Annotated in this window: 19 protein-coding genes; 9 read left to right on the plus strand and 10 right to left on the minus strand. The window is 71.4% G+C overall.

The window, feature by feature from the left end; all coding sequences use genetic code 11:
• Nucleotides 1-258: 258 nt before the first annotated feature.
• Nucleotides 259-921 carry a lysophospholipid acyltransferase family protein gene (locus L3078_RS42105; protein WP_239759566.1) on the minus strand — a complete coding sequence of 221 codons (663 nt, stop codon included), beginning with the start codon at nt 919-921 and terminating at the stop codon, nt 259-261.
• 373 nt (nt 922-1,294) lie between these two features.
• On the opposite strand from L3078_RS42105, the gene L3078_RS42110 reads away from it, so the two are divergent.
• From L3078_RS42110 to L3078_RS42130, 5 genes are all read left to right on the plus strand, one after another.
• Nucleotides 1,295-2,104: an alpha/beta fold hydrolase gene (locus tag L3078_RS42110; protein ID WP_239759567.1), complete on the plus strand. Its 810-nt coding sequence runs from the start codon at nt 1,295-1,297 to the stop codon at nt 2,102-2,104.
• A 104-nt stretch (nt 2,105-2,208) separates the two neighbouring features.
• Nucleotides 2,209-2,775 (plus strand): hypothetical protein, encoded by a 567-nt coding sequence (locus L3078_RS42115; RefSeq protein WP_239759568.1) that lies wholly within the window; start codon nt 2,209-2,211, stop codon nt 2,773-2,775.
• A 258-nt stretch (nt 2,776-3,033) separates the two neighbouring features.
• Nucleotides 3,034-3,531 carry a DUF2975 domain-containing protein gene (locus L3078_RS42120; protein ID WP_239759569.1) on the plus strand — a complete coding sequence of 166 codons (498 nt, stop codon included), beginning with the start codon at nt 3,034-3,036 and terminating at the stop codon, nt 3,529-3,531.
• Complete coding sequence (locus L3078_RS42125; RefSeq protein WP_239759570.1) at nt 3,531-3,779, plus strand: helix-turn-helix domain-containing protein; 249 nt, start codon at nt 3,531-3,533, stop codon at nt 3,777-3,779. The genes L3078_RS42120 and L3078_RS42125 overlap by 1 nt, the downstream gene beginning before the upstream one ends.
• Entirely contained in the window at nt 3,776-4,279 is a 504-nt protein-coding gene (locus tag L3078_RS42130; protein ID WP_239759571.1) for an HAD domain-containing protein, read from the plus strand. The genes L3078_RS42125 and L3078_RS42130 overlap by 4 nt, the downstream gene beginning before the upstream one ends.
• 218 nt (nt 4,280-4,497) lie before the next feature.
• Here L3078_RS42130 and L3078_RS42135 read toward each other — a convergent pair whose 3' ends face one another.
• The 8 genes from L3078_RS42135 to L3078_RS42170 form a co-directional block, all read right to left on the minus strand.
• Nucleotides 4,498-6,303, minus strand: coding sequence for an RICIN domain-containing protein (locus tag L3078_RS42135; protein WP_239759572.1), 1,806 nt, complete (start codon nt 6,301-6,303; stop codon nt 4,498-4,500).
• Nucleotides 6,304-6,311: 8 nt separating this feature from the next.
• Complete coding sequence (locus L3078_RS42140; protein ID WP_239759573.1) at nt 6,312-8,450, minus strand: beta-galactosidase; 2,139 nt, start codon at nt 8,448-8,450, stop codon at nt 6,312-6,314.
• 54 nt (nt 8,451-8,504) lie between these two features.
• Nucleotides 8,505-9,434, minus strand: coding sequence for a carbohydrate ABC transporter permease (locus L3078_RS42145; protein ID WP_239759574.1), 930 nt, complete (start codon nt 9,432-9,434; stop codon nt 8,505-8,507).
• Nucleotides 9,431-10,351 carry a carbohydrate ABC transporter permease gene (locus L3078_RS42150; RefSeq protein WP_239759575.1) on the minus strand — a complete coding sequence of 307 codons (921 nt, stop codon included), beginning with the start codon at nt 10,349-10,351 and terminating at the stop codon, nt 9,431-9,433. The genes L3078_RS42145 and L3078_RS42150 overlap by 4 nt, the downstream gene beginning before the upstream one ends.
• A 1-nt stretch (nt 10,352) precedes the next feature.
• Nucleotides 10,353-11,747 carry an ABC transporter substrate-binding protein gene (locus tag L3078_RS42155; protein WP_239759576.1) on the minus strand — a complete coding sequence of 465 codons (1,395 nt, stop codon included), beginning with the start codon at nt 11,745-11,747 and terminating at the stop codon, nt 10,353-10,355.
• Nucleotides 11,748-12,037: 290 nt separating this feature from the next.
• Nucleotides 12,038-13,180, minus strand: coding sequence for a LacI family DNA-binding transcriptional regulator (locus tag L3078_RS42160; protein WP_239759577.1), 1,143 nt, complete (start codon nt 13,178-13,180; stop codon nt 12,038-12,040).
• A gap of 216 nt (nt 13,181-13,396) precedes the next feature.
• Nucleotides 13,397-15,064 (minus strand): amidohydrolase, encoded by a 1,668-nt coding sequence (locus L3078_RS42165; RefSeq protein WP_239759578.1) that lies wholly within the window; start codon nt 15,062-15,064, stop codon nt 13,397-13,399.
• A gap of 76 nt (nt 15,065-15,140) precedes the next feature.
• Nucleotides 15,141-16,619, minus strand: a complete 1,479-nt coding sequence (locus L3078_RS42170; RefSeq protein WP_239759579.1) for an APC family permease — start codon at nt 16,617-16,619, stop codon at nt 15,141-15,143.
• Nucleotides 16,620-16,766: 147 nt separating this feature from the next.
• Here L3078_RS42170 and L3078_RS42175 point away from each other — a divergent pair, with 147 nt between their 5' ends.
• The 4 genes from L3078_RS42175 to L3078_RS42190 all read left to right on the plus strand — a co-directional run bounded on the left by L3078_RS42175 (nt 16,767) and on the right by L3078_RS42190 (nt 19,259).
• Nucleotides 16,767-17,459 carry a TetR/AcrR family transcriptional regulator gene (locus L3078_RS42175; protein WP_239759580.1) on the plus strand — a complete coding sequence of 231 codons (693 nt, stop codon included), beginning with the start codon at nt 16,767-16,769 and terminating at the stop codon, nt 17,457-17,459.
• A 120-nt stretch (nt 17,460-17,579) separates the two neighbouring features.
• Nucleotides 17,580-18,053 carry a GNAT family N-acetyltransferase gene (locus tag L3078_RS42180; RefSeq protein WP_239759581.1) on the plus strand — a complete coding sequence of 158 codons (474 nt, stop codon included), beginning with the start codon at nt 17,580-17,582 and terminating at the stop codon, nt 18,051-18,053.
• A complete protein-coding gene (locus L3078_RS42185) occupies nt 18,046-18,474 on the plus strand; it encodes a DUF5959 family protein (protein ID WP_239759582.1) in 429 nt (142 codons plus the stop codon). The genes L3078_RS42180 and L3078_RS42185 overlap by 8 nt, the downstream gene beginning before the upstream one ends.
• 284 nt (nt 18,475-18,758) lie before the next feature.
• Complete coding sequence (locus L3078_RS42190; RefSeq protein WP_239759583.1) at nt 18,759-19,259, plus strand: hypothetical protein; 501 nt, start codon at nt 18,759-18,761, stop codon at nt 19,257-19,259.
• A 72-nt stretch (nt 19,260-19,331) separates the two neighbouring features.
• Here L3078_RS42190 and L3078_RS42195 read toward each other — a convergent pair whose 3' ends face one another.
• Complete coding sequence (locus L3078_RS42195) at nt 19,332-20,306, minus strand: GNAT family N-acetyltransferase (RefSeq protein ID WP_239759584.1); 975 nt, start codon at nt 20,304-20,306, stop codon at nt 19,332-19,334.
• Between the last annotated feature and the right edge of the window lie 85 nt (nt 20,307-20,391).

The following is a 20,391-nucleotide window of genomic DNA, read 5'->3' on the forward strand; positions in this document are numbered from 1 at the left end:
CTCTGACGATCGACCCGGCCCGACAGGGAGCGGGGCCGCGGGCGAACTCGTGGCTGCCGACTCGTCACACGCGTGAGAAGCGGAGCCAGGGGCCCGGTCAGAGGTAGAGGACGTAACTCATACGACGACCGTAACAGCGCCGGGAGTCGGGCGGCCACCGAATATCGAGCCCCCGGGGGAGCGGCGGGCCCGCGTGAGGCGGGAGGGGGATGTCGCCGGTGCCTCCTCCGTCAGGCATCCTCCGTCAGGTCTGCTCCGTCAGGCGGCGAGCGCGGCCGGTTCGCCCAGGCGGGCGGCGGCCGTGCGCCACGCGGCGGTCACCGCCGCGTGCGCCTGCCGGGTGTTCGCCGTGTGGTCGGCGGTGAGCGAGAGCGGCGCCCCGACGTGGACGTGGAGCTCGGGGCGGCGCAGGGGCGCGGTGACCAGTCCCGCCACCTGCTTGACCGTGCCGCCGGAGGTGACCCGGCGGGCCCCGGCCTGGCCGACCGGGACGACGGGCGCTCCGGTGCGCGCCGCGAGCCGGGTCAGGCCGCTGCGGAACGCCCCGGGCGCGGCTTCGGCGGCGTCCTTGCGGACCGGGATGCCGCCCTCGGCGTAGATCAGGACCGTCCGGCCCTCGGCCAGCGCGGCGGCGGCGAGATCGAGGGCGTCGGCGGCGCGCGGGTCCCTCCGATACACCGGGATGTACCCCTCGCGGGTGAGCGCACGGCCCAGCAAGGGGATCCGCCACAGACCGGCGGCGCCCATGGCGACGGGCTCGATGCCGAGGCGGTGCAGCGCGGCGAGCACGATCGCGGGATCGGCGAGCGAGGTGTGGTTCGCGACGACGATGCTGCCCGGCGTCCAGACGGATCCGGCGTCGACGGTCACCGTGAGACGTCCGACGACAGGCACCAGGACGTCGGCGAGGCGGCTGAACATGAGGTCTCTCCCGATCTCGACGAGGAAGACCCCATCGTCGGGCCGACCGCGGCACCGGATCTTGAGTGCGCGTACTCAACTTCGCGTGGTGCCGATACCCAGAGCCGGCGCATCGGCCGTGGTCCGCCCGGCACCGGTCGATCCGCCCCTCCCGGTATCGCCCGGGTGGCGTTCCGACTCCGGTCGGAGGGCGCGCCGAACCGGTGTGACCGCGCTGGGTTCGGCACACTGCTGTCCACCCTCTGAACCACCGACCCGGCGGAGTGCCCGTGTCCGTGCCCGTGCCCAAGCCCGTGACCCACGACCTCGTCCCGCGCGGATGCGCGCACCCCACCCACCGCGCCACCCGCCCCGCCACCCCCGGCGCCCCCTCATGACCCTGCTCGACCTCGGCCGCATCCGTCTCTTCTGCACCTCCCTCGGCCCTCAGGCCCGCGAGGACGCCCCCACATTGCTCCTCGTGCACGGCTGGGGCGGCGACGGCCGGGAGTGGTCGCCGCACGCGGAGGCGCTGGCCGACCGGTTCCGGATCCTCGTCCCGGACCTGCGCGGTCACGGCCGCTCCGAGGTGCCGGACGAGGGCAACACCCCGGCGGAGATGGCGGAGGACCTGGCCGTGCTGCTCCACTCGCTGGGCGCCGGGCCGGTCGTCGCCGTCGGCCACTCCATGGGCGTCCAGGTCGTCAACCTGCTCGCCGTCCACCACCCGAACGCCGTGCGGTCGGTCATCGCCCTCGACCCCGCGCACGGCGCGGACGAGGCCGAGGCCGCGCGGATTCCCACCCGTCTGGCCGAGTACCGGGAACACGGCGCCCGTGCCGCCGCCGTCCTCGTGGCCGGTGCCTTCTCCCCGGGGGCCCCGCCCGGGCTCCGTACGGCGCACATCCGCACGATGCTCGGCACACCGGACCACGTCATCGCCCAGGCCTACGCGGGCATGTACACCGACCCCGGAGCGGTGGGGGTCCGCCCGCACAGCGAGACGCATCTGCGCCGCCGGACCCAACCGGCGCTCACGGTGTGGTCGTTCGAGGAGCACGCCGCGTGGGAGCGCGGCACGCTGCGGGTGCCCGGCTCGCGCGTCGAGCACTGGCCCCACACCGGCCACTACCTGCACGAGGAGCGGACGGACCGCACGATCCGGCTCATCCGTGACTGGGCGGCCGGCGAACAGCCCGGCTGACGCGCGAGCGGACGGTCGGTGGAAGTACGTAGCGGCATACGTAACCCGCTGAACAGGCACTCTCCGATCCGCCTCCCTCGGTCTCCCTTCGTTAGCCTCGTCGCATGCCTCTCACCGTCGATCAGTTGACCGGATACGTGGAACGCGGACTGGACGCCGATCTGGCGCGCTGGTTCCCCGACGAGGAGCCCGTCGCCGTTCCCGCGTCGACCCGCCCGGTCGCCCCGTTCCTCACCAGGCTCCCGCCGGCCGCCGCGACGGCGCTCGCCGCGTTCGACCGCAGGGTCCGCTCCGGAACCATGCAGCGGTTCCTCGACATCGAGGACTGGTCGTACGCCTTCGAGTTCGCCGAGAACGGCGAGGTGATCCTCGACTCCGACTATGAGACGGAGCTCTCCGACGACGACGTGTGGTCCATCGGCTGCGACGGCGGAGGGAACTACTACGTCGTCCTCACCAGCGGTCGCGTCGCGGTGTGGTTCCACGAGGAGCAGGTCATCGAGGCCGACACGCAGTACGACAACCTGGACGTCTTCCTGTGGTCGCTGGTCCGCTACGCCGCCGTGCGCGCCGGCGTGCTCGACCTGGCCTCAGTCGAGGCCGACTTCCGGTCCCTCGGACAGCCGGGAGCACTGGCCCCGGAGATCGGCCTCCTCGCCCTGATGTCCTGACGAGGGTCGCGCAGCCGAACGCGCACCACTCGCCGATGAGTTCGTGGTCGCGTTACTCCTCGGCGGCGACGGCGATCTCCCGTGGAGACACGCGCCCAGTTCGGCTACACGGCGCCGCCGCCTGTTCGAGGCCCAGGCCCAGGGGCGGATGATCGGGGGCTACTTCGACGTGTCGTTCTGACGGGCACGGCTTGCCTCTTCTATCGAATCTCGATAGATTTCTATCGCTGGTCGAGTGGAGGGGTGAAGGAGGGTGTCGTGGGGAAGCTGACGGTGCTGGCGTTGCGGGCCGTGATCGTGGGGTTGGTCGCCGGGTCGGTGTTCGTGCAGGCGGTGATGGTGCCGCTGCTGGCCGCGGATCTGGAGGGGCTCGACGCCGATGTGGCGCATGTCCGGACGCCGACGCTCGTGATCGTGGTCCTGGGCGTGGTGACCGTCCAGGTCGTCCTCGTCTGTGTGTGGCGGTTGGTGACGATGGTCCGGCGTGGCACGGTCTTCTCCCACGCCGCGTTCCGGTACGTGCACGGGGTGATCGGCGCGATGGTCGCGGCCGCGGCACTGGTGTTCGCGCTCGGCGTGGTCCTGGCGCCGGGCGAGGCGGTGGCCCCCGGTGTCGTGCTGCTGCTCGGCGGTGTCGGCCTGGCGGTGCTGGGGATGGCGCTCATCGTCCTGGTCCTGCGGATGCTGCTCGCGCAGGCCGTCAACCGGGACATCGAGGCGACGCGGATGCGGGCCGAACTGGCCGAGGTGATCTGATGCCGATCGCCGTCGACATCGACGTGATGCTGGCCAGGCGGAAGATGTCCGTGGGCGAACTCGCGGAACGCGTCGGTATCACCCCCGCCAACCTGGCGGTGCTCAAGAACGGCCGCGCCAAGGCCGTCCGCTTCACCACCCTCGCCGCGCTCTGCGAGGTACTCGAATGCCAGCCGGGAGACCTGCTCCGCTGGGAGACCGACCACACCGCGGCCCCCGACGACGCCACGGCCGGAGCGCGACCATGACCGCTCCCACGCCACGCCCGCTGCTCTTCGTCGACGTCGACGGCACCCTCCTGCCGTACGGCGGCGGGCGACTCCCCTCGTCCCCCGAGGACTGGGTCGACTGGCAGCACACGTCGAACCCACAGCTGGCGAAGATCGACCGCGCGCACGGCCTGCGCCTGCTGCGGCTGACCTGTGAACCGATGTGGGCCACCGCGTGGATGGACGACGCCAACGAGGTGATCGCCCCGCTGCTCGGCCTGCCGCGGTGGCCGGTTGTGGATCTGCCGGAGGCACCGGAGGAGGACCGGGCGGATCTGCTGCACTGGAAGACCCGCGCCCTCGTCCGCACCGCCGTCGGCCGCCCGTTCATCTGGCTCGACGACGAGATCACCGACCTCGACCGCGCCTGGGTGGCACGCCACCACCCCGGGCGCGCCCTCCTGCACCGCGTCGAACCCGAAGTGGGCCTGACCGCGGCGGACTTCACCGTGCTCCGGGGATGGCTGGCCGGCCGGTGACGAAGGCCGCCGCCGGCCGCCGCAGGTGCCCGGCGGCCCCGCGCACAGTCACAGGCGTCCCGGGCGGAGACGTACGAGGTGAAGGCCTGGACCGCGAACGTCCCTCCCCTCGATCGTCCCCGCCCGGAGCACTGCGTCGACCTCCGGCCGCAGGAACTCCCGCCCCTCGACGGCCTCCACGTCCAGGCCGTCGCCGCAGCGACACCTCATCGGCCCGGCTACCGGACCAGCTTCCAGTCCTGAGAACCGTCCGTGGACGCGTTCTGGAGGGTGAGTGGCGCGTCGGCCGCAGCTCCGGTCAGGTAGAGGTCCTTGTTCTTCGTCGACCGTAGTTTGATGTGACCGTCGCCGGTTCTGACGACGTCCCAGGTGCCTGTGGCGCTGTCGTCGACCCACTGGCCGATCCGTTGCCCGGCCGTCGCGTTGCCGGTCCAGACGGCCGCCGCCCGGCCGCCCGACTTGTTGAGCAGCGTCACACCCCCGTCGGACTTGGTGACGACGTGCCAGTACTGGGTGTCCGGGTCCGCCGCCGCCCCGGCGTCCTCCAGGACGATGTCGGGCACGTCCCCGTTGCCGATGTTCGCGTCGGTGGTGTTGTTCCCGGTACCGATGACCTGCCCGGTCCTCCGGTTCATCAACTTCCGGTAGGCGCCGGCGGATCCACCGAGATCGACCTCGGCGTACGCGATCGTCGAGGTGCCCTGGTTGTTGAGGATCACGACCCGGCCGGTGCCCTTCACGTACTGGAGGTTGCGGCTGTACCCCGCCCGTGACGTCGTCTGGTACTGCGTCCACACGCCGTCGGCGCGCCCGCTGTCGTTGACCCAGACGTCGCCGCTGCCGGCGGCGTTGTAGACAAGACGCCCGTCGGGCAGCCGGATCAGCACCGGGCTGCCGCCCTGCGCGAGCGGGCGGGATCCGGACACCACGGGCAGCGCGTCGACACCCATGCCGGTGGGGGAGCCCCGGAAGAACGTCAGCGGGTCGCTCGCGACGCGGTAGCGGGTGTTGGCCCCGCCGCCCCAGTACTCGTAGGTGAGCAGCCACTTGCCGTCCGCCGTCGGGACGAGGTTCGTCATGCCCGGCCGGCCGCCGCCGATCTCCGTCTTCCCGCCGCCCATGTCCTGGGTCGCCCCGGCGATGTCGACTACCGGAGCGCTCCACTTGGCGGCGCTGCCGTCCCAGGTCTTGTGGACCAGGATCTGCCCGTGCGAGTCCTTGGCCGTGTCGTTCGCCGGGTCGAGCTTCGGCACACCGGTGACCGGGTCGAAGCCGAGGTAGTCGTTCTCGTCGGAGTAGTAGCAGACCAACTTGCCCTTGTGGACCATCAGGTACGGCTCCCAGAGGGGGTCCACCTGCCGGTGCTTGTTGGCGTTCGCGATGTTCTGCCCCACCGCCCCCGCGCTGCCGCCCTGCCAGCCACCGGTCGCGACGACGTTGACCACCTTCCAGGTGCGGCCGTCGTCGGTGCTGGAGTACAGCGCGATGGCCATGTCGGAGCGGTCGCCGTCGTTGGACGGCGTCCAGTCCGGGTCGGCCGCCTTGTGCTCCTCGTAGTACGCGTCGTCGCCCGACACGACACTCGCCAGCAGCAGCGTGCCGGCCGCCAACTTCCCGACGCGCTGCGGGAGTACGTACAGGAACGGGTTGGTCCAGTTGCTCGTGTACTTCGCGTGGCGGGGGTCCTTCGACAGATACGCCGGCGCCTTCACCTCGGACAGCGGCTGCCAGGTCGTCCCGTCGTCGTCGCTCTTGTACACCGGGAGGGTCTGCCGGTCGGCGCTGCCGGTCGACGCCACGACCGTGGACTTCTCGAACGAGGCGACCAGCCGCCCGTTCGGCAGCTGCGCCGACTTGGGGTAGACCGCGCAGTTGCCCCGCCCCTTCAGACATGCCTCGCCGCCGAGCTGGTACATGACCCCACCGGTCGGGCTGTACGCCCCCGCACTGGCCATGGGCACCAGCAGCAGCGCGGACGCCGCCGTGAAGGTCCCCAGCGCTCTCGCGGCTCGTCTTCTCTGCATCGTTTCTCCTAGTCGAGGTCGGTGGCGACGAGGACCCGTACGTCCCACGGGCCGAGTGCCACTGCCGTGCCCGCCGCGATTGACGTGTCGTCCAGCGCGTCGGTGAGGTCGGCCGGAGCCGGCACGCTCGCGGGCTCCCAGCTCCAGTTGTGGACGATGTGGACGCGCCGCCCGTCCGCCGCCGTGCCGGTCGTCACGGTGACCGACTCCGGCAGATCCCCCCAGCCGTGGCGCGCGGCCGGCGCCAGCCACTCGGCCAGCGCGCGCCCGAGACGGCGGTCGGGCACCGTGCCGACGTACGTGATCCGTCCCGCACCGTGCCGCCGTGTGGTGAGCGCGGGCCAGCGGCCGAAGTGCGGATGGTCGTACGACGCCAGCACGTCGGCGTCGTCGACGGTGAGCCCGTCCGCCCAGCGGGTCGCCGCCGCGCCCTCCGGCAGCCGGAGCGGGCTGTCGGGCGCCGGGCGCACCGGGATGTCGCGCGTCAGGTTGCTGAACTCGTCGTAGTGCACGCCGGCCGCCGCCGTCAGCCGCCCGGGGGCCGGTTCGGTGCGGGCGCGGGCCTCGTGGTCGGCGTACCCGGTGCGCGGGGTCAGCACGAGATGGCCACCGGCCTCCGCGTAGGCGGCGAACCAGTCGAGGGTGGCGTCGGCGGCGAGGTACAGCGCCGGGACGACCAGCACCGGATGGCGGCGGACCGCCTCCTCGGGCATGAGGCCCGCGCGTTCACCGCTCGGGTCGTGCAACTGCCGGGCGTGCACGATTCGGACCTGGCGGCCCGCCTCGAACGCGCCCCGGTAGAACGAGTCGAAGATCCGGTGGTAGGCGGCGGGGTCCGGTGCGCCGTCCGGCGTGGCGAGCGGCGGGTACTTCTGCATCAGCCACTTGCTGGGCGTCGAGTACACCAGGGTGAGGTCGGCGTCCGGTTCGAGTCCGGCGACGAGCGGGCCGGCCGCGTCGAACTCCGCGCCGAGACGGGCGAGTTCGGCGTACGTGCGGCCGGGCTGCCCGGTGTGGGGGAGGATGCCGCCCCAGTAGGTCTCGGCGCCGAAGTGCAGGGTGTGCCAGTGCCAGTACTCGATCATCCGCGCGCCGCGCGAGACGAGCGCCCAGGCCGCCTGCCGCCACTGCCCGTCGTAGCCGGGGCGGTTGTCCCACGCCATGCCGATCGAACCGGCGTTGGTCTCGGTGACGAGGAACGGCTCCTGACGGGAGGAGAACATCCAGTCGGCGGTCTGGTACAGCGCCCACACCCCGGTCGTCTTCCACTTCTGCTCATGACCGTCGGGGGTGGGGTCGGGGAGCAGCAGACCGTCCTGCATGTCGTAGTACGGGTTGCCGGAGGCGATGTCGAGACGGTCGGACAGCTCGTCGTCCTCCACCCCCTGACGGGTGTAGGAGATGCAGGTGGTGACGAACTGCTCGGGCGAGGCGTACTCGCGGACGATGTCGGCCTGCCAGCCGATGAACTCGGTGACCTGCCGGGCCTGGAACTCCCGCCAGGCCACGTCGTACTGGGGCTGTTCATTGCCGTCCGGGGTCCACAGGTCGGCCCAGGTCGACAGCCGGTGCGACCAGTAGACGAGCCCCCACTCCCGGTTGAGGGTCTCCACGTCGCCGTACTTCGCGCGCAGATGGTCCACGAACCGCTGGAACACCCCGTGGTTGTGGAAGAGGTGCAGACCGGGCTCGTTGTCGACCTGGAAGCCGATGACGGCCGGGTGGCCGGCGTACCGGCCGACGACCTTGCGGATGATCCGCTCGGCGTGGAAGCGGAACGCCGGGTGGGTGAAGTCGATCTCCTGCCGGGCGCCCCAGCCCATGCGCTCACCGGTCCGGCGCTCGGCCGTGATCTCCGGGTACTGCCGGGCCAGCCACGGCGGGGCCGCGTACGTCGGGGTGCCGAGGACGACGGAGATGCCGCGCTCGTGGGCGCCGTCCAGGACCGGCTGGAGCCAGTCGAGATCGAACGTCCCGTTCTCCGGCTCCCAGGTCGACCACACCGACTCGCCGACCCGGATCACGGTCACATGGGCGTCGGCCATCAGGTCCAGGTCGGTCTTGAGGCGTTCGGCGGGCCGTTCGTAGGGCTGGTACTCGTGGTAGTACGCGGCGCCGAACAGGACGCGGGCAGGCAGAGCCGCCATGAAGAAGAACCTCCGAGAGAAAGAGTGGGGGGAGTGGTACGAGGGCGGTGGGCCCTACTGTTTGACGCCGCCGGCGGCCAGACCGCTCTGCCAGTACCGCTGCAGCATCAGGAACGCCACCACCAGCGGCACGATCGAGATCAGGGAACCGGTCACGACCAGCGCGAGCATGTCGCTGCTGGCGCCCGCCCCGCCGTTCTGGGCCTGCGCGGCCCAGGAGGCCAGGCCCACGGTGATCGGGTACAGGTCGGGGTCGTTGAGCATGATCAGCGGCAGGAAGTAGTTGTTCCAGGTCGCCACCAACGTGAACAGCAGGACCGTCACCACCCCGGGAGCCATCAGCCGCAGGGCGATCCGGAAGAAGATCCGGGCCTCCCCGGCACCGTCGATCCGGGCGGCCTCCAGGATGCTGTCGGGGACGGAGTCCGCCGCGTAGACACGCATCAGGTACAGGCCGAACGGGTTGACCAGGGACGGCAGGATGATCGCCCAGGGGGTGTTGGCGAGGCCCGCCTGCGCGAACAGCAGATAGGTCGGGATGGCCAGCGCGGTGGTCGGGACCATGACGGCCCCGAGCACCAGGTTGAAGGCTGCGCCGTCGCCGCGGAAGCGGAACTTGGCGAACCCGTACCCGGCCGCCGCCGCGAGCAGCGCGGCCCCGACCGCGCTGACCCCGGCGTACAGAGCCGTGTTGAGCAGCCAGCGCGCGAAGACGCCGTCGTCCTGGGTGAACGTCTCCTTGATGTTCGTCAGCAGCTGCGGGGCGTCCGAGAACCACAGGCCGAAGCTGTTGAACAGGTCCTGCGTGCTCTTGGTCGAGGCGACCAGCAGCCAGAACAGGGGCAGGAGGAAGTAGGCGAGGGCCGCCAGCATGGCGATCGTCAGCGGGGTGCTGCGGCGGGCCGGGTTCTTCCCGCGGTGCGTCAGACGCGCCGGCTTCTTCGCGGTCCTGGTCACCGGGGGCGCGGGCATCGTCGTGGTCACGGGGTCCTCCTGCGGTTCGCGGTGAGCAGGACGCCGTAGGAGGCGATCACGATGACCAGGCCGAGGAGGAAGGACACCGTGGCCGCGTAGTTGACCTGCTGGCCGGTGAAGGCGAGGGAGTAGGCGTAGAGGTTGGCGGTGTAGGAACTGCTGATGACGTCCGGGGCGATCTTCATCAGCAGGTTCGGCTCGTTGAACAGCTGGAAGCTGCCGATCACGGAGAACAGCAGGGTGAGCAGCAACGCCGGGCGCAGCGCGGGGAGTTTGACGGACCAGGCGATCCGCCAGGCCCCCGCGCCGTCCATCGCAGCGGCCTCGTACAGCTCCTGCGGGACGGTGCGCAGCGCCGCGTACAGGATGATCATGTTGTAGCCGACGAACTCCCAGGTCACGATGTTCGCCAGACTGCCGAGCATCCAGCCCTCGCTGAGGAAGGCCGGGACCGGCAGGTCCAGGTTCCGGCTCAGCTGGGCGAACGGTCCGAAGTCCGGGCCGTACAGGTAGCCCCACATGAGCGCGGCGACCACGCTGGGCACGGCGTACGGGACGAAGATGCCCAGCCGGATCACCCGGGACAGACGCAGCAGACCGCTGTCGAGCGCGAGCGCGAACAGCAGGGCCAGCAGCAGCATCACGGGGACCTGGACCACGAAGAACAGCGCGACCCGGCCGACTCCGTGCAGGAACTGGGAGTCGCCGAAGGCCTGGACGTAGTTGTCGAGGCCGACGAAGACCGTCCCGCCGATCAGCCGCGTCTGGAAGAGGCTGAGATAGGCGGCGTAGCCGAGCGGCGCGAGGAAGAGCAGGACGAACAGCACCAGGAACGGGGCGACGAAGAGCGGTCCCGCCGAGCGGTGGCGACGCGGACGGCCGGGCCGGGAGCGGCCCTCGGCGGTGGACGGGGTGGTGACGGTCATGTCAGCTCCCCTTGACGGTGAAGCCCTGGTTCTTGGCGTACGTGGTCATCCGGGACTGCCAACTGCCGAGGGCGGCGACCGTGTCGGACTTGTCGGCGAGGGACTTGCCGACGGTCTCGGTCCAGTCGGTGGCCGCCTGGTCGAGGAACGGCGGCCACTGGAACGAGGGGTCGACGGTGGCGCTGACGTCGGCGAAGACCTGGTTGACCTTCTGGCCGCCGTAGAAGGACGGCGCGTCCGACACGAACTCCTGGTCGGCGAGCAGGGCCTTGGTCGCCGGGAAGAAGAACTGCTCGGTGGCGAACATCTTCGCGGTCGCGGGGTCGCTGTTGAGGAACTGCGCGAACACGGCGGCCGCGATGGGGTTCTTGGTGGAGCGGATGACGGCGGTGGTCGAGCCGCCCCAGTTGCCCGCGTTGGGCTTGGCCGCGTCCCACTGGGGCAGCGGGGCCGCGCGCCACTTGCCGGCGGTGGCCTTGGCGGAGCCGGAGAGGAAGGCCGGGCCCCAGGCGGCGGTGATCCAGGTGGCGTACTTGCCCTTGTTGAGGCCGGCGTACCAGCCGTCGGTGAAGTCCGGGTCGGTGCTGATCACGCCCTCCTTCGCCAGCCCGCCCCAGTAGGCGCCGAGCTTCTCGGAGACGGCGTCGTCGACGCTGATGGTGATGTCGCTCTTGCCGGAGGTGGCATAGGGCTTGGCACCGGCCTGCCAGAGCAGTCCGTGCCAGGCGGCGGGCTGGTTGGCCGCGAGGTTGGTGAGGTAGACGTCGGGGTCGGCCCTGTGCAGCTTGCGCGCCGCCTCCGCGAACTCGTCCCAGGTGCCGGGCACGTCGATGCCGTGCTTGTCGAAGATGTCCTTGCGGTACAGCAGACCCATGGGACCCGTGTCCTGCGGGATCGCCCACACCTCGCCCTTCGCGCCGCTGACCTGCCCCCACGTCCAGTCGACGAACCGGTCCTTCAACTCGGCGGCCCCGTACGGGCGCAGGTCCAGCAGGCTGTCGGTGATGGTGAACGTCGGGATCGCCTGGTACTCCATCTGCACCATGTCCGGGGCGCCGCTGCCGGCCTTCAGCGCCGTGCGCAGCTTGGTGTACTGCGGGGTGCCCTGACCGGCGTTGACGACCTTGATCTTGACGGCCGGGTACTTCTTCTCGAAGAGCGCGATCTCCTTGGCGATGTTCGGGACCCAGGTCCAGAACGTCAGCTCGGTCGGCGTCTTCATCGCCTTGTCGATGTCGGCCTGGCCGACGGGCTCGGCGGAGCCGGAGGAGCCGGAGGAGTCACCGCCGCCGCAGGCGGTCAGGGCGGCCCCCAGCGACAGGGCACCGGTGGTGGTGAGGAACAGCCGACGGCTCATGGGAGAGGAGGCGGCGGCTGCGAACGGGTTTCTGGGCATGGTGAACTCCGGCTGGTGGCAAGGGTGGTGGCACGCCGGACACGGGCGTGCGGAGGTGTGCGGGATGCGCGGGGACGCGCCGGCCCGGCGTCGACGCCGACAGGGTCGGGCGAAGAGAGGGTGGACGACCGGGGCAGGTGTGGGGGCCTGGCTCGGGACACGCCGGGCGATACGGGGCGGCCCTACGTCGACTGTGTGCGGGTGCGGCGGGGGCGTGACGGGTGCTGCGGCTCGTTCTCGGGGTCACGCGTCGGCCGCGACGGCCGTGCTGAGGGGCGGGCGGACGGGGTTCAGTGCTGTGACCGGCCACCTCCGTCCGGAGGCACCGGGGCGGGGGTGACCGCCCGGCGGCGGGAGGCGGTGCGTCGGCCGCGAGCCGGGGTCGTCCGGCTCGGGGGCGGCGCGGTCGAGGCGCGGACGACGAGGTCGATGGGTGGGTCGCTCGGCGGCAGCGGGTCCGCGTCGGGGTTCTCGATGGCGTGCACGAGCCGCTTGAGCCCTTCCTGCGCGACGGCGTCGAACGGCTGGCGCACCGTGGTCAGGGGAGGGGTCACATAGGCGGCGACCGGGATGTCGTCGAAGCCGACGACGCTGACGTCCTCCGGCACCCGGCGTCCGGCCTCCGCCAGCGCGCGGATCAGACCGATCGCCATGTCGTCGTTGGCGGCGAAGACGGCGGTGACGTCCCGGTTCTCGGCCAGCGCGCGCCCCGCCGTGTAGCCGGACGCGGCCGACCAGTCGCCGGTGACGACCTCCGGCACGTCCTTCCCGTGTGCCGTGAGGGTCGCCCGCCACCCTTCCAGACGGTCCCGGGCGGCGTACCACCGCTGCGGGCCCGCGAGGTGATGGACCGTCGTGTGGCCCAGCGCCAGCAGGTGTTCGGTGGCGGTACGCGCCATCAGGTCGGCGCCGTCACCCGCGTTCAGCACGGCGGGCGCGGTGACGAACGGCGGGGCGCCGATGACCAGCACCGGCACGGCGACACGCGGGGCCGTGTCCCCGTTCTCGCCCGACTCGTCGATCGGCTCGGAGATGACGATGCCGTCCACGCCCTGGTCGAGCAGGGAGTCCACGGCACCGGCGATTCCGGCCGGGTCGCCCTCCACGGTGTTGACCACGCGGAGCGCGTAGCCCGTGTCCCGGACGACCCGCTCGACCCCCATGAGCAGCGAGGCCGGGCCGTACAGGGCCGTTCCCAGCGTCACCACCCCGATGGAGCGCGTCCGCCCGGAGGCCAGCGCCCGCGCGGCGTTGTTGCGCCGGTAACCGAGCCGCTCCGCGGCCTCCGTGACCCGTCGGCGCACGTCGGCGGAGACGTACGGCTCGTCGTTGAAGACCCTCGACACGGTCTTCTGCGAGACCCCGGCCAGCCGTGCCACATCCGTGCTGCTCGGCGCCGCGGGGCTCCCGCCCCGCCCTGTACCTCGCGTCATGATGCCTCCCGGTGACCGCACGGACCGACCCAATGATGTCAGACATCACTCCTCTGACTGCGCTGTCATGTCTGCGTAGTCATGTCTACGCAGTCACACGACTGTCGTCAAGAGGTCGGACACATCTCCGTACGGCCGGACCCGCGCCCCACGAGCCGTGGGGCGCGGGTCCTCGGGTGCCGGGGTCGTCAGGCGTCGGGGCCCGGGTCTAGGACGTCAGGCGTCGGGTGCCGCGTGGACGCGTGCTCCGTCCACGAAGGTCTGCAGGACCCGGGTGGCCGCGATCTCGTCGGCCGGGCGCGTGAACGGGTCACGGTCGAGGACGACCAGGTCGGCCGCCTTACCGACCGTGATGCTGCCCGTGAGGGCGTCGAGGTGGTTGGCGTAGGCGCTGCCCGCCGTGTACGCGGCGAGGGCGGTGCCGAGGTCGAGGCGCTGGGCGGGCAGGAACTCCGGGGTGCCCTCGGGGGCGTCCGGGGAGACGCGGTTGACGGCGACGTGCACCGCCTGGAGCGGGTCGGGGCTGCTGACGGGCCAGTCGCTGCCCGCCGCGAGCGTGGCCCCGGCGCGCAGCAGATCGCCGAACGGGTACTGCCGGGCGCCCCGTTCCGGCCCGAGGAACGGCAGAGTGAGCTCGTCCATCTGGGGCTCGTGGGCGGCCCACAGCATCTGCAGGTTGGCGGTGGCGCCGAGCGCCCGGAACCGCCGTACGTCGTCGGGGTGCACCACCTGGAGGTGCGCCAGGTGATGGCGGGTGTCGCGATGACCGTTGGCGGTACGGGCGGCCTCCACGGCGTCGAGCGCCTCGCGCACCGCGCGGTCGCCGAGGGCGTGGAAGTGCACCTGGAAGCCGAGCGCGTCGAGTTCGGTGACGTACTTCCTCAGCTCACCCGGTTCGACGAAGCTGATGCCGCTGCCGTCCGAGGCGCAACCGCAGCCGGTGAGATACGGGTCGAGCATCGCGGCCGTGTGGTTCTCGGCGATGCCGTCCTGCATGATCTTCACCGTCCCGGCGCGGAACCGCCCCCTGCTCAACTCCTCGCGCCGCGCGACGAGTTCGGGGATCTGCTCGGCGCCGCGCTCCCGGTCCCACCAGAGGGCGCCGACGACGCGGGCGGTGAGGAGTCCCCGGTCCAGGGCAGCACGGTAGGAGGGTGCAGGGTCGGTCATGTTGGCGTACGCGCCGACGATGGCGTCCTGCCAGGCGGTGACCCCGTGGGAGTGCAGCACGGCCTGGGCGCGCAGCAGGGCGGCGAGCTGTTCCTCGGGGGTGGGGTCGGGCACCAGGCGGCCGACGAGGTGGACGGCGCCCTCCTGGAGCATGCCGGTCGGGCGGCCGTCGGCGTCGCGTTCGATACGGCCGTCGGCGGGGTCGGGGGTACGGGCGTCGATCCCGGCCCGCTCCAGGGCCTTGGAGTTGACCCAGGCGCCGTGGTGGTCGCGGTTGGGCAGGAAGACGGGCCGGTCGGGGACGACCGCGTCGAGCGCGGCGGCGGTGGGGGCGCCGCCGGGGAAGGCCTCCAGGGACCAGCCGCCGCCGGTGATCCACTCGACGTCCGGGTGCGCGTCGGCGTACGCCCGGATCCGCCGCAGGTACTCGGCGGGGTCGACCGTGTCGGCGAGATGGCACAGGCCCAGTTCCAGGCCGGCGCCCTGCGGATGGACGTGGGCGTCCTGGAAGCCGGGCAGCAGCAGCTTCCCGGCGAGGTCGACGACCTCGGTGCCGGGCCCGATGAGGGCGTGCACCTCGTCATGGCCGACGGCCGTGATCCGTCCGCCGTGCACGGCCACGGCGGTGGCACGGCTGCGCGCGGGATCGACGGTGTGGACGGGCCCGCCAGTGAGGACGAGGTCGGCGGGGCCCGTGACCTGGGACTGAGGCATGCGGAGGAACTCCATGGGGAGGTGTGGGGACGTGCGGGGGAGGGGGGAGGGGGGCAGGCGGAGGGGTGGGGGCAGGTCAGGCCGGTGTGCGGTCCATGGGCAGGGTGATGGCCTCGGCGTCGGTGCCGCGTCCCGTGGTGAAGTACGGCGACCGGCGCACGTACTTGGCGACCGCGGCCATCCCGAGACCCGCCAGGACGATGGCGGCGGGCAGGGAGAACATGAACCACCCGTTGTCGGGGCTCAGTTCGAAGTGGTCGCTCATGGTCAGGTAGGAGTAGCCGAGGTAGCCGCCGAGGCCGAGCAGGATGAGTCCGGACACGGCGGGCACCCCGACGGCGAGCACCGCCGTGCGCAGCCCCTCGCGCCGCGTGGACCGGAAGCGGACGGCGCACGCGAGCGCGGTCAGGCCGTAGTAGAGGGCGACGAGCAGGCCGATGGCGTTGACGGCGGCCAGCAGCATGTCGCTCAGCTTGGGCAGGGCGACGGCCAGCAGCGCGATCGAGGCCGCGACGGCGAGCACGACGACCGTGCCGGCGGCGGGGGTGCCGTAGCGCGGGTGGACCCGGGTCCACAGCGGGCCCATCGTGCGGTCCCGGCCCATCGCGAGCAGCCCTCGTGCCGTGGGGATGAGGGTGGACTGCACGGAGGCCGCGGCGGAGAACATCAGGGCGACCAGGGGCAGGGTGGCCCAGGGTTCGGCGGCCAGTTTCTGTCCGAGGTACGGCAGCGCCTGCGGACCGTTCTCGATCAGCTCGGCGAGGCTCATCTCCCGCTGGAAGGCCACCGAGGCGAAGAGGAACAGGCCCAGCATCGCGAACAGCGCGATCAGGCCGCCCCGGGCCGCGTCGCCCGGCTTTCTGGTCTCCTCCGTGACGCTGAAGGCCGCGTCCCAGCCCCAGAAGAAGAACACCGCGAGGACCATGCCCTGGGCGAAGGTGGTGGCGTCGGCGATCTCGAAGGGGTTGAACCAGGACAGCGAGAAGGACTGCTCACCGGTGACGAGGGCCCATCCGCAGAACCCGATGAGCACGGCGTACTCGAAGACCAGCAGCGCGAACTGGAAGCGGGTCGTGGTGCGGGTGCCGGTCACGGCGAGGGCGGTCAGTCCCAGCAGGAGCACCAGCCCGACCGCCGTGCTGACGCCGGTGGACGTCGGATCGAGGGCGACGCCCGCGAGGCTGTCCAGTCCGGCCTTGTTGGCGAAGACCAGGACGACCGAGCCCATGACGGCGCTGGTGTAGGCGCAGAAGATGACCGAGCCGACCAGGGTGACCCAGCCGGTCAGGAAGCCCGGCCAGGGGCCCAGGGTCCTGCCGACCCAGGTGTAGCCGTTGCCGCAGTTCGGCTCCGAGCGGTTGAGCCGGGCGTAGGCGGTCGCGATGCCGAGCACGGGCAGGAAGGCGAGGAGCAGCAGGGCCGGCCCCTGGAGCCCCACGATGGTCGCGATCGTGCCCATGCCGATGGCGATGCTGGTGGTGGCGGCCGTGCTGGAGGCGGCGATGGCGACGCCGTCGACCACGCCGAGGGAGCGGCGCAAGGGGGTGGATGACATGGAGGCTCCTCGTGGGGAGAGTGACGAGGGTAGAGCCGCGCGGGACTGTGATGGAACACCCGGCGTTCGTCTTGCGTCAATGCTGTTGACATAAGGGCACCCGGCCCCTTCACTGCGGGTACGCGTCCCGACCGACAGGAGCCCGCGATGTCCAGCCGTGTCCCGCAGGAACGCAGCCGCCGCCGCCCCACCCGCTCGGGCGTGGTCCTCTCGGAGGAGCTGATCGTGGAGACCGCGCTGCGGCTGATCGGCGAGCACGGCCCGGAGGCGCTCAGCGTGCGCCGGCTCGGGACCGCCCTGGGCTGCGACCCCAGTGCCCTCTACCGCTACTTCCACGGCACGGACGACCTGGTGCTCGCCATCGCCGACCGCATCATCGGCGACGCGATGGCGGGCTTCGTCCCCGGGGACGACTGGGTGGCCGCCCTGCGCGAGATGGCCCTGCGGGTCCGGGACGGCTACCTCGCCCACCCTCGCGCGGCGGCCTTCGCCTCGTACCGGGTGACCCGGCGCCCCAACGAGATCCGCGCCGTCGACACCGGCATCGGACTGCTGCTCACGGCGGGCTTCGCACCGGCCGACGCGACCCGCCTGTACCTGACGTACATCGACACCGTGCTCAGCCACGCGGCCATGGAGGCGGCGTTCCAGGCACTCCCACGCGGACAGCGCGAGGCCGACGAGCGGGCATGGACCGAGGCCTACCAGGGCCTGGACCCGACGTCGTACCCCGCCCTGACCGCCGTCCGCCAGAACCTGCGCATGATGGGCGAGAGTTCCTTCGAGGACGCGGTCGACCTGCTGCTGGAGGCACTGGCGGCACGGGCGCCGAGGGGGTGAGCGGCGCGGTCGTCCGGCGCCTCCGGGCAGCTTCGGCCACTCGCGGCACTGGCCGGCACCAAGCCCCGCCGAACGTAAATCAGGTGATCACCCTGCCCCGTGGCTGCCACGATGCACCCCATGGCTCTGGAGAACCCTGGCGGGCTGATGACGCGCCGCGCTACCTCCTCGGACTGGACCGGACTGGCCGGGATCGACTCCGTCGCGGCAGCGGGCGACCACGCGCGGGGTGTGAGCATCCGACGCTGGTGCGAACAGGGCGTGGTGCTCGTTGCTCAGGATGCGTCCGGCCCCGTGGGCTACAGCGTGCTGGAGTACACGTTCTTCGAGCAGGGTTTCGTCACCATGTTGATGGTCGCGCCCACCGCCCGCCGACAAGGCGTGGGCACGCGTCTCCTTAAGGCCACTGAAGCCTGGTGCACCACACCGAAGCTGTTCACCTCGACCAATGTCTCCAACCACCCCATGCAGCGCCTGCTGCAGTTCGCCGGCTGGAGCCCGGTCGGCCTGCTCCACGGTCTGGACGAAGGCGACCCCGAACTCTTCCACCTCTGCCCGAACATCCGACTGCGCGGGGAAGTCGACCATGGTTGACGCCGCTCCGAGGGAGCTCATCTGTCTCGCCGATGACGAGGGGAACAGCGTCACCGTCAGCATTTTGGGGCGCGACACCAGATGGACGGCCGGGCTCGACGCCGAGATCGTCGTCAGGACCCCCTTCGTGTCGGGCCGCATCGCCTTGGTGCTGTCGGCCTCGAAGTTGGAGAGCTGGGCCGCCGCGCTGAACCGGCTCGAGGCCGGCGAGGACGTCGCCTGGATGGAGTGGAGCAGAGGGCCCTCCGTCTCCATCCAGCTCATGGGAGAGCGTGACTGCCCGGAGGTGGTCGTGGAGGACGAGTCGGGATCCATGGTCACCGTGCGCGTGCCAGTCGTCCCGCCGGACGACTGGATCGCCGACCACCGGCGACGCCTGCATCAGGTGATGAGTCACTGGGTCCCGATGCTGTCGGCGTAGGGAACAAGCCGTCACGCACGCACGAGCGCATACCCGAGCACGCACGAGCGCATACCCGAGAATGAAGAGCGCGTGGCGGATCTCCCAGCGGATCCGCGGTCGGCAGAGCCAGCACGGACGAGTTCCTGCGCAGGTGTTCGCCCGAACTCCGGATGTGGTGCGCGCAACGTCTTCAAGGGGGAGGTCCGGTGGGATTTTCGGGGCACCTGGTTTTCGCTCGCAGTGCGTGTCCGCTGCTGCAAGCACCCGTCTTCGACAGCATCGATCAGCGGCTGAGGGACACCGTGCATGCGTGGTGGCCGCGACCGGGTGGTTGGCAGACCCTCCAGTTCGATCACGGACTGTGGGAGGACGGCCACCTGTCCGCCCTGGTCGGATGGACCGGCACACCGGCCTGCGTCGCAGACGTCTCCGACAGCGACATCGCCCTCGTGACAGGGCTGGGTACGAACGGGCAGCGTTGGCAGGCGTGGCTCAACCTGGACAAGGCGGCGGCACTCCTCGCCGAGGAACCCGAGGACCTGGACGACATGGGCCTGTGGGTGGGCACACCCGAGTTCGACGAAGCCGTGCGACGCAAGCGCGCGGAGCTCCGCGCGGACGTTCCGGCCGACGCCGAGGGCGCCCGGCTGTGGGCTGCGGCGGCCGGCGTCCCCGTCGCGGCTGAGCAGTCGCGGGTCGAGGAACTGCTGTGCTCGCGGGAGACCTTCGCGGAGGACCTCTTCAGCGCGCTGCTGGACGAGTTGGGCTTTCCCCAGGCCATCCAGCCGTCACCAGAGCCATGAGGTGCGCCTGGCCGGCCTCGCCGATGACGGGTACGGGAACGAACGCGACGGTGGCGGGCCGTCAGCGGCCGCTCAGCGCCAGTCGTCGATCACGTAGGAGTCCGGGCGGCTGTAGCCGGGTTCGTTGGGCCTGTGCATCGTCACGCCCTGCAGCCACGTACGGAAGCCGCGGTCGACCATGCACCGGTAGGCGTCCTCGCGGGCCAGGTTCATGCCGGCGTCCAGTTGTCCCAGTCCCTTCTCGGCGGCCAACTGCTCGCACGCGTCCAGCAGTCGTCCGAAGCGCTGTGCTGCGCCCGGGCCCGGACGCACCGCGCCGAATTTGACGAAGCACACGTCCTCACCGGCCTCCGACCCCGCTCCGCAGTGGCAGACGGCCAGACCGTCGAGGTCGCTGTCGGCGCCCTGGAGGAGGATGGTGTCGCCGAGCCCGTGCGCCTGCGTGGCCGTGATCTCGCGCTCCAGGCTCAGGCCCTCGTACACGGCCCCCGTCAGCGCGCGACCGAGGCTCAGCGCGTCGGGCCGCTCAGCGGCGGTCAGCTCGCCGTACAGCACCCGGCCGGGGACCGCCGCGCTGACGGCGACCTGCTTCTTCATGATGGCGGTCAGGAACCGGGGCCAGAATCCGTACCGGCGGTAGAGCTCGAGGTGCTTGGGACTGTGCGAGAAGGTGAACAGGCCGAGGTGGCGGTTCTCCCAGGTGTCGAAGCAGGCCATGACCGGCTCCATGAGGCGCCTGCCGATGCCCTGGTCCCACAGATCCGGGCGTACCGTCAGCGGGCCGAAGAACCCCACGCTGCCCCAGTCGGCGGCGAAGTTCGTTCCGACGACCTCGCCCTCGACGGTCGCCGCGAAGGCCGCGCGCGGATTCGCCGCCCAGCGGGTGCGGACGTAGTCGGCGGTGCCGAAGAACGTCTCCGGCTCAGGGGCCCCGAGGAAGGTCCCGAAAGCGACCCTGAAGATCGCGTCGGCCCGATCCAGGTCCGTCTCGACCAGCGGGCGGACCGACACCGAGGCGGCGACACCCGTTCGCTTCGTTGCGGGCATGATCGCCCTCCTTTCCGCCCCCGTTCCATCGCACCACGCACGCGTGCCGGGGGCGAAGCGACAGCTCGGCCGCCCCGGGTGAGGC

This window comes from Streptomyces deccanensis (assembly GCF_022385335.1).
GTDB classification, from domain to species: Bacteria; Actinomycetota; Actinomycetes; order Streptomycetales; family Streptomycetaceae; genus Streptomyces; species Streptomyces deccanensis.

Coding starts and splice junctions, on each gene's coding strand:
- L3078_RS42160 (WP_239759577.1), bottom strand. CDS start 13,180: ATGACGCGAGGTACAGGGCGGGGCGGGAGCCCCGCGGCGCCGAGCAGC.
- L3078_RS42140 (WP_239759573.1), bottom strand. CDS start 8,450: ATGGCGGCTCTGCCTGCCCGCGTCCTGTTCGGCGCCGCGTACTACCAC.
- L3078_RS42155 (WP_239759576.1), bottom strand. CDS start 11,747: ATGCCCAGAAACCCGTTCGCAGCCGCCGCCTCCTCTCCCATGAGCCGT.
- L3078_RS42115 (WP_239759568.1), top strand. CDS start 2,209: ATGCCTCTCACCGTCGATCAGTTGACCGGATACGTGGAACGCGGACTG.
- L3078_RS42125 (WP_239759570.1), top strand. CDS start 3,531: ATGCCGATCGCCGTCGACATCGACGTGATGCTGGCCAGGCGGAAGATG.
- L3078_RS42110 (WP_239759567.1), top strand. CDS start 1,295: ATGACCCTGCTCGACCTCGGCCGCATCCGTCTCTTCTGCACCTCCCTC.
- L3078_RS42135 (WP_239759572.1), bottom strand. CDS start 6,303: ATGCAGAGAAGACGAGCCGCGAGAGCGCTGGGGACCTTCACGGCGGCG.
- L3078_RS42170 (WP_239759579.1), bottom strand. CDS start 16,619: ATGTCATCCACCCCCTTGCGCCGCTCCCTCGGCGTGGTCGACGGCGTC.
- L3078_RS42105 (WP_239759566.1), bottom strand. CDS start 921: ATGTTCAGCCGCCTCGCCGACGTCCTGGTGCCTGTCGTCGGACGTCTC.
- L3078_RS42180 (WP_239759581.1), top strand. CDS start 17,580: ATGGCTCTGGAGAACCCTGGCGGGCTGATGACGCGCCGCGCTACCTCC.
- L3078_RS42130 (WP_239759571.1), top strand. CDS start 3,776: ATGACCGCTCCCACGCCACGCCCGCTGCTCTTCGTCGACGTCGACGGC.
- L3078_RS42195 (WP_239759584.1), bottom strand. CDS start 20,306: ATGCCCGCAACGAAGCGAACGGGTGTCGCCGCCTCGGTGTCGGTCCGC.
- L3078_RS42150 (WP_239759575.1), bottom strand. CDS start 10,351: ATGACCGTCACCACCCCGTCCACCGCCGAGGGCCGCTCCCGGCCCGGC.
- L3078_RS42175 (WP_239759580.1), top strand. CDS start 16,767: ATGTCCAGCCGTGTCCCGCAGGAACGCAGCCGCCGCCGCCCCACCCGC.
- L3078_RS42185 (WP_239759582.1), top strand. CDS start 18,046: ATGGTTGACGCCGCTCCGAGGGAGCTCATCTGTCTCGCCGATGACGAG.
- L3078_RS42165 (WP_239759578.1), bottom strand. CDS start 15,064: ATGCCTCAGTCCCAGGTCACGGGCCCCGCCGACCTCGTCCTCACTGGC.